The 11,043-nt window shown below is 69.6% G+C and carries 11 protein-coding genes and 1 pseudogene; 5 read left to right on the top strand and 7 right to left on the bottom strand.

What is annotated here, in order from left to right; all coding sequences use genetic code 11:
• Positions 1 to 339: transposase (locus tag DIZ27_RS42940; RefSeq protein WP_146229127.1), on the bottom strand; the 339-nt coding region annotated here is incomplete at its 3' end.
• A 129-nt stretch (positions 340 to 468) separates the two neighbouring features.
• On the opposite strand from DIZ27_RS42940, the gene DIZ27_RS42935 reads away from it, so the two are divergent.
• The 3 genes from DIZ27_RS42935 to DIZ27_RS42925 all read left to right on the top strand — a co-directional run bounded on the left by DIZ27_RS42935 (position 469) and on the right by DIZ27_RS42925 (position 4,432).
• Positions 469 to 1,710: an IS4 family transposase gene (locus tag DIZ27_RS42935; protein ID WP_109383710.1), complete on the top strand. Its 1,242-nt coding sequence runs from the start codon at positions 469 to 471 to the stop codon at positions 1,708 to 1,710.
• Positions 1,711 to 2,115: 405 nt separating this feature from the next.
• Positions 2,116 to 3,447: a cytochrome P450 gene (locus tag DIZ27_RS42930; RefSeq protein WP_109383709.1), complete on the top strand. Its 1,332-nt coding sequence runs from the start codon at positions 2,116 to 2,118 to the stop codon at positions 3,445 to 3,447.
• Between the two features lie 110 nt (positions 3,448 to 3,557).
• A protein-coding gene (locus DIZ27_RS42925) for an IS5 family transposase (protein ID WP_109383708.1) occupies positions 3,558 to 4,432 on the top strand; the annotation gives its coding sequence in 2 pieces (ribosomal slippage) (positions 3,558 to 3,902 and positions 3,905 to 4,432; 873 coding nt in all).
• A 95-nt stretch (positions 4,433 to 4,527) separates the two neighbouring features.
• On the opposite strand, the gene DIZ27_RS42920 is transcribed toward DIZ27_RS42925, so the two are convergent.
• Positions 4,528 to 5,184 carry an HD family hydrolase gene (locus DIZ27_RS42920; protein WP_109383707.1) on the bottom strand — a complete coding sequence of 219 codons (657 nt, stop codon included), beginning with the start codon at positions 5,182 to 5,184 and terminating at the stop codon, positions 4,528 to 4,530.
• Between the two features lie 444 nt (positions 5,185 to 5,628).
• Positions 5,629 to 6,159, bottom strand: a pseudogene (locus DIZ27_RS48200) (class I SAM-dependent methyltransferase); the annotation flags it as partial.
• A gap of 106 nt (positions 6,160 to 6,265) precedes the next feature.
• Here DIZ27_RS48200 and DIZ27_RS46380 point away from each other — a divergent pair.
• Positions 6,266 to 6,550 (top strand): hypothetical protein, encoded by a 285-nt coding sequence (locus tag DIZ27_RS46380; RefSeq protein WP_181383995.1) that lies wholly within the window; start codon positions 6,266 to 6,268, stop codon positions 6,548 to 6,550.
• Positions 6,551 to 6,584: 34 nt separating this feature from the next.
• Here DIZ27_RS46380 and DIZ27_RS42905 read toward each other — a convergent pair whose 3' ends face one another.
• The 4 genes from DIZ27_RS42905 to DIZ27_RS42890 are packed head-to-tail and all read right to left on the bottom strand — an operon-like array spanning position 6,585 to position 10,266.
• Complete coding sequence (locus tag DIZ27_RS42905; protein WP_258308873.1) at positions 6,585 to 7,163, bottom strand: LuxR C-terminal-related transcriptional regulator; 579 nt, start codon at positions 7,161 to 7,163, stop codon at positions 6,585 to 6,587.
• Positions 7,164 to 7,188: 25 nt separating this feature from the next.
• Positions 7,189 to 8,421, bottom strand: a complete 1,233-nt coding sequence (locus tag DIZ27_RS42900; protein ID WP_109383706.1) for a cytochrome P450 — start codon at positions 8,419 to 8,421, stop codon at positions 7,189 to 7,191.
• 10 nt (positions 8,422 to 8,431) lie between these two features.
• On the bottom strand, positions 8,432 to 9,625 hold the full coding sequence (locus DIZ27_RS42895; RefSeq protein WP_109383705.1) for a cytochrome P450: 1,194 nt from the start codon (positions 9,623 to 9,625) through the stop codon (positions 8,432 to 8,434).
• Entirely contained in the window at positions 9,622 to 10,266 is a 645-nt protein-coding gene (locus DIZ27_RS42890) for an ATP/GTP-binding protein (RefSeq protein ID WP_181383994.1), read from the bottom strand. The genes DIZ27_RS42895 and DIZ27_RS42890 overlap by 4 nt, the downstream gene beginning before the upstream one ends.
• Before the next feature lie 221 nt (positions 10,267 to 10,487).
• Between DIZ27_RS42890 and DIZ27_RS42885 the strand changes: the two genes are divergently transcribed.
• Complete coding sequence (locus DIZ27_RS42885; RefSeq protein WP_181383993.1) at positions 10,488 to 10,658, top strand: hypothetical protein; 171 nt, start codon at positions 10,488 to 10,490, stop codon at positions 10,656 to 10,658.
• Positions 10,659 to 11,043: the final 385 nt, after the last annotated feature.

The raw sequence follows: 11,043 nt of genomic DNA, 5'->3' as shown, positions 1-11,043 counted from the left end.
CCCGGAGTCGTCGATGMCCAGCACSCCSTCGGCGTGCGGGACCGTCGCCGGATCGGCCCGCAGCAGCTCCAGGCGCCGGGCGTCGACCCGCTCGGGGTCCCAGGGCGACTCGGAGAGGAAGAACTGCAGCCGCTGCACCGCCGGATGCTGGGCACCGGTCACCGGTTCGGCCCCGGCCAGGGCCGTGAGCATCTTGTTCCGGTCCCGCGGCAGCAGCAGCCCGGCCAGGTACTCCCGGAACCCGCGCCGCTGGGCGAGCGAGGAGAAGAGGTCGTCGAATTGGGTCGCATAGCCCTCCAGCGGTTCCGGCGCCGGCGGACACGGACGACTCGCGGTCACCGTCACGGCCACCTCCGGCCTGCGGAAATCCCCCACCTGCCGGTCTGCTGCGGACTCTGCCCCAAGTCAACAAATCACCGCTAGGGTCAATACCGGTGACTTTGGTGGGTTCTGGTCGTTGGATGGGGTGTGCCAAGACCGGGTCAGGTGAAGTCGTCGGGGGTTGATCGGTTCTCGGATCGGATCGCGTTGGGGGTGCTGACGCGGGCGTTTCCGCCGGAGCTGATCGACGAGGTGGTCGCCGAGTGCGGCAGGGTCGAACAGCGGACGCGGCTGCTGCCGGCACGGGTGGTGGTCTACTTCGCCCTGGCGATGTGTCTGTTCTTCGGGCAGGGCTATGAAGAGGTGGCCCGGCTTCTGGTCCAGGGACTGGAGCGCGAAGGCCGGTGGGCGACCACCTGGCGGGTGCCCACGACGGCGGCGATCGGCCGGGCCCGTCTGCGGCTTGGGCCGGAGCCGTTGCGGGCCCTGTTCGCCCGGGTGTGCCGGCCCGTGGCGGTCGCGCGGACGCAGGGGGCCTGGTACCGGCGGTGGCGGCTGGTCGCGGTGGACGGCACGGTTTTCGACGTTCCGGACACCGCGGCGAACGCCCAGTTCTTCGGGGGTCCCGGTACCAGTCGCGGACAGGGCCGCAGTGCGTATCCGCAGGCGAGGGTGGCGGCCCTGGCCGAGTGCGGCACCCATGCCGTGTTCGCGGCCGAGGTCGGACCGCTCAAGGTCCACGAGACCGTCCTGGCCCAGCGGCTGTTCCCCGCGCTGACGAAGGGCATGCTGGTGCTCGCCGACCGGGGCTTTTGCGGCCTCGACCTGTGGCGGGCCGCGAAGGCGGGCGGCGCGGACCTGCTGTGGCGGGTCCGCAGCGTCGCCGTGCTTCCCGTGGTCGAACTGCTCCCCGACGGCTCCTACCTGTCGGAGATCGTTGCCGCGCGGGACCACTACCGGCGCGCGGACCCCGAGCGGGTGCGGGTGATCGAGTACACCCTCGGCCCACGCGGCGGTGACGGCACCGTCTACCGGCTGATCACCACCCTCCTCGACCCCGCCCAGGCACCGGCCGAGGAGCTTGCCGCCCTCTATGCCCAGCGGTGGGAGATCGAGAACACCCTGGACGAGATCAAGAACCACCAGGGCGTCCCGGGGCTGGTGCTGCGTTCCCGGCACCCACGCGGCGTCGAACAGGAGATCTTCGCGTTCCTGCTGGTCCACCACGCGCTGCGGGACCTGATGCACCGGGCCGCCCTCAAGGCCGGGTACGATCCCGACCGGATCTCCTTCACCCGCACCCTTCGCGTCGTCCGCCGCCACGTCACCGGGCAGGCGGCGCTTTCCCCCCTCGCGACTGGCCCGGTCCATCACCCAGAGCCTGCGTGAGATCACCGAACGGCTGCTGCCCGCACGGCGGTTACGCTCCAACCCACGCGTGATCAAACGCAAGATGTCCAACTGGGCCCTCAAACGAGCCGAGCACCACAGCCCACCACGGCCAGACACCCCGACGGTCCGGCTGGTCGGGCCGACCAGAGCCACTTCAACCAGCCGGAAAACAACCTAAATCACCGGTATTGCCGCTAGGTGCCGACTTTCAAGAGCACGACGTTGGAGGAACTTGCCCCGGGTGGGACTGCGCGGTTTGGCCGTAGCGGTGGCCGGGTGATGTGGCGGTGCCAGCCGGGGTAGCGGCGGACCCGGTAGTCGTCCAGGCCGCACTCCTGCTTCGCGCTCTGGAAACATTCCCGAACAGCCCACCTCGCGAAAGCACGAGGCTAGCATCGGACAATGCGTACATCGCCATCGCTGTTACGGGCCTTTCGTCCCCAAGTCCAAGAGCGTCTCTACGACTTCTACGAAGAGCTGCGGAGCGCCGACGACCTCTTCTGGGACCGCCACCTGGACGCCTGGATCGCGACCGGGCACGCAGTGGTCAGCAGCGCCGCAGGTGACCCGAGGCTGTCCTCAGTGCGCTATCCCGACATCGCAGCCGTCTCCGAGGAACTGCGGCCGCTGGCCCGAGTCCTGAGCCGACAGATGCTCTACCGCGACGCCCCCGACCACCCCCGGCTGCGGGCCCTGATCAGCAGGGCCTTCACCCCCAGGGCAGTAGCGGCACTCCGCGCCCGGATCGTCGAAGCCGTCGACCGGATCATCACCCACGCCGCGCCGACCGGTCGGATGGACATCGTCGCGGACCTTGCCCGCCCCCTGCCTCTCACCATCATCTGCGACCTCCTCGACGTACCGCAGCAGGACCGCCCCGCCCTCGCCGCCTGGTCCGAGCCGATCGCCGAAGCCATCGGCAACTCCCGGCTCGACGCCGACAGCAACCGCGCGGCCTCGCAGAGCATGGCGGACATGCTCGCCTACCTCCGCGAACTCCTCACCCGCCACGACACCCCGCCGACCCCCCACACCCTGCGCGCGCTGGTGACCGCACAGGCACAGGACACCGACCAGGACTTCGACGAACTCCTCTCCAACTGCGCCCTGCTCCTGATCGCCGGCCACGAGACGACCACCCACTTCATCGGCAACGCCACACTCGCCCTGCTCCGCCACCCGCACGCGGCCGACCAACTGCGCCGCCGACCCGACCTGATGCCCGCCGCAGTCGAGGAGCTCCTGCGCTACGACGCCCCGGTACAGCTGATGCTGCGCCGGGCGCGGCAGGACCTGGACCTGGCGGGCCGCATCATTGGCGAAGGGCAGACAGTGCTCCTCGTGTGCGGTGCCGCCAACCGGGATCCGGCCGTGTTTCCCGATCCCCATGTACTGGACTTCGAGCGGCCCGGCGGACGGCACATGGCGTTCGGGCACGGACCGCACTTCTGCCTCGGCGCGGCGCTGGCCCGGCTGGAAGGTGCGATCGCACTGGAAGCACTCCTCACCCGGCTCCCCGGCCTGCGCCTTGCCGGCACCGCGCCACAGTGGCAGCGCAGCCTCAACTTCCGCGGGCTCACCCGTCTGGACGTCGCCTTCGCCCCGCTCTCGGACGAACACGACGGAGGCCCGCAGAACCTGCCGACCGACGGTCCCCCACCCGGCCTCAGCCGCGCGACGCACGCCGGCGAGTGCCCCGCCCGAACGGCGCCCGGCGGCGTCGCGGACGCTTGACCATGGCCCAGAGCGGAGTGCATTGGGCGGCCAAGCCGACATCGATCAAGACGTGAAAGGTGCTAGGGCGTGTTGCGAAAGTCGATCTTGGTCGTGAATGATCACCTGCCGTGGGGCGTGGTGATCTGACGAACGACCAGTGGGTTCGGCTTGAGCCGTTGCTGCCGCTGGGCAAAAAGCCGGGCCGTCCACCGGTGTGGACCCGGCGGCAGTTGATAGACGGCATCCGGTGGCGGACCAGGACCGGTGCCCCGTGGCGCGACGTGCCGGAGCGGTACGGGCCGTGGGACCGGGCCTACGACCTGTTCCGGCGCCGGCAGCGCGACGGCACCTGGAAGCGGATCTTCGAGCAGCTGCAGGCCGAGGCCGAGGCGAAGGGCCTGATCACGTGGGACATCAGCGTGGACTCCACAACCGCCCGGGCCCACCAGCATGCCGCCGGGGCGCGTAAAAAGGGGCACTGCAGAAGGAGCCTCCCGGCGGCGTCGACACCGAACCCGACGACCACGACCTCGGACGCTCGCGCGGCGGGCTGACCACCAAACTGCACCTGGCGGTCGAGCAGGGGCAAAGGCCGCTGTCGCTGCTTGTCACCGCCGGCCAGCGACACGACAGTCCGCAGTTCCAGCCGGTCCTGGAGGGCGTCCGGGTGCCCCGCATTGGTCGGGGCCGGCCGCGAACCCGGCCGGACAAGGTCCGCGCCGACAAGGCGTACGGCTCCCGCGTGAACCGCGCCTATCTGCGCAGACGCGGCATCGGCTGCACCATCCCGGAGAAGGCCGGCCAGGTCCGCAACCGCAAGAAGCTCGGCTCTCGCGGCGGCCGTCCGCCGAAGTTCGACAAGGCCGATTACAAGGAGCGCCACGCGGTGGAGTGCGGGATCAATCGCCTCAAGCGCCACCGAGCCGTGGCCACCCGGTACGAGGAACTCGCCGTCCGCTACGAGGCGACCGTGCTGGTCGCAGCCATCGATGAGTGGCTGTGACCAGCACTTTCGCAACACGCCCTACTCCGCGAGATGATCCTGCTTCAGTGACCGCGTGACGCGCTCTCCAGGGCAGAGAAACGACGTGGCACCCGTCAACCCCGGGGCGCGGCTCGTCTCGACCAGCCGCGCGTCTCCCCCTCGTCGATGAGGCACCGCCCAGCCCTCCACAGGGAGGCGGATGCCTCCCCGATCACAGCCTTGCGGGCCCGGACATCATCAGCGGTGACGCCCGGAGTGCGCCATGTACCGCCACGCGCCATCCAGTTGAGAAGGAGTGGCTGCAGCCGGTCCATCGCCTTGGCGAACTTGGCTTCAGGAGTGCGACGTTCCTCGAACTCGTCCCACAGAAGTCGCATACGCTGAGCCTGATCCGCCGGAAGCAAGCTGAAGAGCTTGTCAGCAGCGGCAACTTCCCGTTCATTCTGATCACTCCCCGCGGCACTGTCGTACAGGGGCGTGTCGCCGGCATAGATCTCCACAAGATCATGCAGGAGAACGAGCTGAATGGTGTGGCCTGCATCGATAGGCCGGTCGGAGTACTCGGCGAGGATCGCAACCATCATCGCCAAGTGCCACGAGTGCTCCGCGTCGTTCTCACGGCGGTCCGCCGCAGCGAGGGGAGACTGACGAAGGATGGTCTTGAGCTGGTCGATCTCGACGAGAAAAGTGAGCTGGGCATGCAGTCGATCATCGAGGTCGTCGGGGAAGGGCGTCTTCTCGGCAAGTAAGCTGCGGCGCTCATCGCTCATGGGCTCATCGTGGCACGCACTGCCCGGCTCGCAGGGTGAATCTCGCTCCGAAACCACCAGGCGAACGGTGTTTCAGGCGACGACCGACTTGGGTCACTCTCCGCGACCGCTCCCCAAGATCTGTGCCAGAACCCTTCCAGGTCCTGACCGAGCGAGAGGAGAAGAACAGCGTCGCCATCGCCTCCAACGAATCGTTCGGCGCTCGACGGTTCCGCCGGGCAGTTCGACGGTGCCGCGACGATGGCGGCCCAGGAGCAGTCCCTGCGCGCTGAGGAGGATCGCGCCGACACCCACGGCCGCGTGCGCCTGCGGTGGCTTGGCGCTGCGGGGGCGGCTGGAAACCCGCGCCGGCCGGTCGGGCAGGCGTCGGGCCCGGATGAGCTGCTGGATGACCGGTGCGCTTTCCTCGGGGTGGTGCAGCAGGTCGATGGCCTCGACACGGAAGCCGTACTCGGTGAGCAGGTCCTCCCACAGCTGCGGTGCGAGGACCCACATCTGAGTCGGCAAGGAGGGATCTTCGCGCAACAGGATCATCTGCTCGCGCGGTGCCAGCTCCGTGGACGGGCCGCGGCCGTGCAGGTCGGTGTGCAGGAGCGAAAGGATCAGCGGCGCGCCAGGGCGCAGACCGTCGCGCAGTGCGGGCAGCACGCGGTGCGGGTCGATGAAGGCCAGGGTGCCGATGGCGTACGCGGTGTCGAACGGTTCGGACCGGGCGAGGTGTTCGGCCACATCTCCGTGCGTGAATTCCACGCCCGGCACATCCGCGTGCGTGGAGACGGCGCGCTCGTGCTGGGTCGGCAACAGCTCGATCCCGGTGACGCGAGCGCCGTGGGCGTGGGCGAGATGCACGGCGTGGTGGCCGGCCCCGGAGCCGATGTCCAGGACACGTCGGCCGGTGATGTCGCCGAGTACTTCACCACCCGGTCCGACCCCCTCCCAGGGCGTCCAGGCCAGGTGGTCGGGGATGGGCGGCATGTAGCCGCGAGCCAGCTGGCGCCGGCCGTAGACGATCCAGGCTTGGGTGTTGATGTCCTCGACGGGCACGGTGTCTCCTCGGTGGGCAGCATGACGCGGATCAGATATGCGTGATGAGGTAGGCCGGGCCTTCGCCGCGCCGGGCTCGTTCGATGGCGTCGATACGGGCGAAGGCCAGGGGCGCCATCAACTCCTGCCAGCCGACAAGGTCGTGGACGGCCCACATGTCGTGCTCGGCCGGATCGAGGCGGATCCGGCGGAGCTGGTCCGCGCTGAGCCGGCGCCCGGAATGGCCGAATCGCCGACGCTCGAAACCCCTGTGACGAATGAGGTTCGAACGGCCGACCGCCCGAAGGCGACGGGATGCCGGCACCGCCCGAGCGACCAATGAATCTGCTGCCTCTCTGCCGTCTGGAAGGTGGAAGTCAAGCAATGTCCAATAGCCGCACCTCGTAGACGGAACCGCGCCGGCGGTCGCTCGGGGCCTGCCTCTCGGCGCTCGGGCTCAGGTCAGGAGGGCAGGTTGTGTTCACCGGCGTGCCTCTGCTGGGATCGTTGCCTCTCGGTCGGCTCCCAGGAAGCCCCGGACGTGGGCCGGCACTACGAGCCGGGTGGTGTCGTCGGCTCCCGTTTCGACGAGCAGTGTGTCGACCTCGGCGTACGTCGGCCGGGGCGATGCGGGCATCGCGGGCGACGGCGTAGGGGCTGGTGCGCTTGGCGAAGGTTCTCAGCAGCAGCCGCCGTGCCGGGGTGAGATCGGGCGTCGGTTCGGTCGCAGAAGGCGGGGTGGCCTGCCCCGAGCTGAGCAGGCGGTGCACCGGGACGTGTGGCGCGCTGCGGGTCGGGCAGTGCAGCTTTGTCCGATTCGTGCGGAGGTAGCTGGAGACGGTGTTCGGGGACAGGCCGGTCTCGACGGCGATGACGCGGGGCTCCAGGCCGCGGACGAGATGGTCGGCGACACGTCGCTCGGCCGGAGTGAGCGGAGTGATCGGGGCGGTGGTCATGACGGTCTTCCCGGTTGGTTCGGCCTCAGCGTGAGGCCGGGCGCAGGTGTACGGGCAGGGCTTGGTGTCCGTTGCTGATCAGCGAAGGCAGCGGCTTCAGTTCGGCCGCGGGGACGGCGAGGCGGATGTCGGGGAACCGGTCGAACAGCTGCTGCAGGGTGGTGGCGACTTCGAGGCGGGCGAGTGGGGCGCCGAGACAGAAGTGCACGCCGTGACCGAAGGCCAGGTGGTCCTTCGTGGGGCGGATGATGTCGAAGCGGTCGGCGGATTCGCCGTGCCAGTCGGGATGGCGGTTGGCGGCGGCGTAGGAGGCGAGGATCGCTTCGCCTGCGGCGATGGTCTGTCCGTCGGGCAGGGGGATGTCCGTGAGGGCGTAGCGCAGGGGCAGGTGCTTGACGGCGGGTTCGTGCCGCAGCGTCTCCTCGACGACGTCGCTCCAGTCGGCACGGCCGGCGCGGAGGTGGCCGAGCTGCTCCGGGTCGGTCAGCAGGGCGGTGATCGCCTGGTCGATGACGTTGACGGTGGTCTCGTACCCGGCGCTGATCATCAGCAGGAGCGTGTCGCGCAGTTCTTCGTCCGTGAAGCCGCAGCCATCACCCTCGTCGTCGCGGGCCGCGATGAGCAGAGAGGTCATGTCGTCGCCGGGTAGGGCGCGTTTGGCCGCGATCAGCTGGTCGAGGGCCCCGTACAGGGCGGCGGTGTTCGCCGCGGCCTGCTCGGTGGTGAGGGTCGTGGCGAAGACACCGTCGACCAGGGAGCGGAAGCCCCGGCGCTGGTTCTCGGGGACGCCCATGAGCCGGCCGATCACTGCGATCGGCAGCGGGTGGGCGAGCTGTTCGCGCAGGTCGACGCTCTTTTCGGCGGGCAGGGTTTCGAGGTCGTCGAGGAGACCGGTGATGATCGCTTCCACGGCCGGTCGCATGGCTTGGATGCGGCGGGCGCTGAAGGCCGGCGCGACCATCCGGCGCAGCCTGCGGTGGTCGGCGCCGTAGGCGGTGAACATGTTGCTCACCGCGATCCACAGGGCGAGGGGCCAGGTGGGGACGGTGTCGGCGAAGGCCGGCCAGTGGGCGCGGCCGTCCTTGGAGACCTGCGGGCTGGTGAGTAACTGCTTGAGGAGGGCGGGGTCGGTGATCGACCAGGCGGTCACGCCGAGGATGTCCACCTGGGTGGCCGGACCGCGGGCACGCAGGGCCTGGTGCTCGGCGTGGTGGTCGGACGCTTCGGGGTCGAGGGCGAGTATCGGCTGCTCGGGCACGAGGACTCCTTCAGTGGGTGGTCGGGACGAGGACGGGCAGGGCTTCCAGGGCGCGGTGGAAGGGGCCGGGGCGCCGGCGCAGCTCGTCGGCGGGGACGGCGAGGCCCATCTCCGGGAACGCGTCGAGGAGGTGGCTGATGGCGGTCTCGGCGATGAGGTAGGCATGGGAGCGAGCCGGGCAAATGCGAGGGCCGGCGCTCCAGGCCAGGTGGGCGCGGTTGCCGGTGATGGCGTCCGTGGGCAGCCCGAGGGCGAGTTCGGGGTCGTTGGTGCAGGCGGCCATGGAGATCACGACCGGCTGGTGGGCCGGGAGCAGGGTGCCGTCGATGTCCGCGGGGTAGGGCGGGTAGGTGATGCAGTAGTTCGCCAGGGGCGGGTCCGTGTAGAGGACGGTGTCGAGGGCGTCGCGGACGGTGGACTGGGCGGCGTGCAGGGAGGTGGAGAACTCCTCGCCGGTGAGGAGCTTGCGGCAGGTGTTGACGATGAGGTGGGTCAGCGGCTCGATTCCGGCGCCGTAGAGAGTGATGAGCTGATGGCTCATCTCCCGGTCGTCCAGGTGGGCGGGGTGGGCCATCAGGCGGGTGGTGATGTCGTCGGCCGGCTGGTGTCGGCGCAGGGTGACGAGGTCGGCGACGGCCTGGTCGAGGATGTGGTTGCCGCAGGCGGCGTCGGTGGTGTCGAAGACGCGGGCCATGCCGTCGGCGATCCGGGCACCGATCTCGTCGGAGCGGCCCAGCAGCGTGCTCAGGACCCGGAATGCGATGGGGAAGGCGTACTGGCTGACGAGGTCCGCGCGGCCGGTCGTGCGGAAGTCGGTGATGGCGGAGTCGGCGACCTGCTCCACGAGTGCGCGCAGTCCGTGCTGGTCGATCGCTTCGAGGCCGGCGGTGTCGGCCGAGCGGTAGCGGGCGTGCTCGGCACCGCTGCTGCGCAGGGCGTTGGGCCGCCAATCCATCATCGGCCGCACCGGACAGGACGCCGGCGCCTGCTGCTGCCGCACGCGCGGGTCGTTGAGGATGCGCCGGGCCTGGGCATAGCCGATCACCAGGGTCGCGGGGATGTTCGGGGCCAGTTCGACGGGCACCAGCGCGCCGTGGATCTTGCGCATGCGTTCGTATGCGGCGTGCGGGTCGTCGGCGAACTCCGGTGAGTACAGGGGGATTCTGTCCGGCCCGGTGAGGGATCCGGTGCTGGTGGGGATCATGGCCAGGGCTCCAGGGCTCCAGGGCTCCAGGGCTCCAGGGGTGCGGCTGCGCGGGGCGCGGTGAGGTACTCGGTGAGGATGATGAGTGCGTGGAGCGAGGAGGTGCGGTCGCGGGCATCGCAGGTGGTCAGCGGGGTCTGCGCGTCGAGTGCGAGGGCTTGGCGTAGTTCGCTCGCCCCGTAGGCCGGGGCGTCGGGGAAGGTGTTGATCGCGACGGCGTACGGGATCTTCTGGGCTTCGAGCCGGTCCAGGGCTCCGTGACAGGCATCCAAGTCTCGGGTGTCGGCCAGGACCAGGCAACCCAGTGTCCCCTCGGCCAGGTCCTCCCACAGCGGCCGGAACCGCAGCTGCCCCGGCAGCCCGAAGAGGTGGAGGACGAGTTGTCCGCCAGCCAGGTGGAGGCGGCCGAAGTCCATGCCCACCGTGGTCGTGGACTTCTCCGGCGTCCCGCGCAGGTCGTCCATGCCGACGCTGTCGATGGTGATGGGTCCTTCCATCCGCAGCGGGGCCACCTCGGACACGCTGCCGATCAGGGTCGTCTTGCCCACCCTGAAGCCGCCGGCAACCACGATCTTGGCGGACGAGGTCACCGTGGCGGGAACGAAGATGACGAGCGGGTCAGACCAGTTCGCGTAGTCCATCGAGCACCCTTTGCATGAGGTCTTTGTCCCGCTCGCTCCTCGGTAGCAGGCGCGGGAGGGTGAAGGTGTTGGCCATGGCGAGGCAGGCCGGGCGCGGCGGCACGACGGATCATGAGGCCGCCCGACCCCTGTCCCGTGAAGATCGCGGGACAGGCAGCGGCCCCGGCCGGAGAGCGGCGCTCAAGGCGGCCACCTGCACGGATGCTGTATCGGCACCCGCAATGGCCGAGTCCGAACGCGAGCGCGGCTGGTACGGCGGGCGGCCCAAGGTCGTCGCCGACGACATGGCCGCCTGCTCCCACAGCCTGCGGGCCAACGGGGTCCCTGTGCCGCAGATCGCTAGCAAACTCGTCATCACTTCGGGTAAGGACAGCGCCGAGCCCCGCACGTGACAACTGCCAGCCGGCCGGGGCCGACCGGCGACGAATGCAAATACCCCCGGCCCGGTGTCTTCACCTTCCGGACCGGGGCGTCAGGACGACGTGAGACTCACCGCCAGGCAGCAGCCTCGGTGGCCTGCACGCAGTACCTCTCATCCTGGATCCACCGCGCGATAGCCGGTCTGTGGACGACGAAATGAGAAGAGGTGCCCGCTGACCTGGGATGATGGGAGTTCCTACGCCCTCATCAATCCCACGAAGCAAGGCACCTCGTAAGTGAAAGTCTCCCACAGCCCGGCGACGCTGTTCGCCGCGTTCGACGACCCGGACCTGATCGCGCATGCCGGGCTGGTCCCGACGATCCGACTGGCCGAGCGGTGCGGTCTGCCCCGGTTGG

Source organism: Streptomyces sp. NWU339 (genome assembly GCF_003143855.1).
Classification (GTDB): domain Bacteria; phylum Actinomycetota; class Actinomycetes; order Streptomycetales; family Streptomycetaceae; genus Streptomyces.
This window is presented reverse-complemented; position numbering and strand designations above follow the sequence as displayed.

What these genes read in the sequence shown, in the direction of transcription:
- DIZ27_RS42895 (WP_109383705.1), bottom strand. Translation starts at nt 9,625, where the DNA reads ATGATCCCCACCAGCACCGGATCCCTCACCGGGCCGGACAGAATCCCC.
- DIZ27_RS42885 (WP_181383993.1), top strand. Translation starts at nt 10,488, where the DNA reads ATGGCCGAGTCCGAACGCGAGCGCGGCTGGTACGGCGGGCGGCCCAAG.
- DIZ27_RS42905 (WP_258308873.1), bottom strand. Translation starts at nt 7,163, where the DNA reads ATGACCACCGCCCCGATCACTCCGCTCACTCCGGCCGAGCGACGTGTC.
- DIZ27_RS42920 (WP_109383707.1), bottom strand. Translation starts at nt 5,184, where the DNA reads ATGAGCGATGAGCGCCGCAGCTTACTTGCCGAGAAGACGCCCTTCCCC.
- DIZ27_RS42890 (WP_181383994.1), bottom strand. Translation starts at nt 10,266, where the DNA reads ATGGACTACGCGAACTGGTCTGACCCGCTCGTCATCTTCGTTCCCGCC.
- DIZ27_RS42930 (WP_109383709.1), top strand. Translation starts at nt 2,116, where the DNA reads ATGCGTACATCGCCATCGCTGTTACGGGCCTTTCGTCCCCAAGTCCAA.
- DIZ27_RS46380 (WP_181383995.1), top strand. Translation starts at nt 6,266, where the DNA reads ATGCGTGATGAGGTAGGCCGGGCCTTCGCCGCGCCGGGCTCGTTCGAT.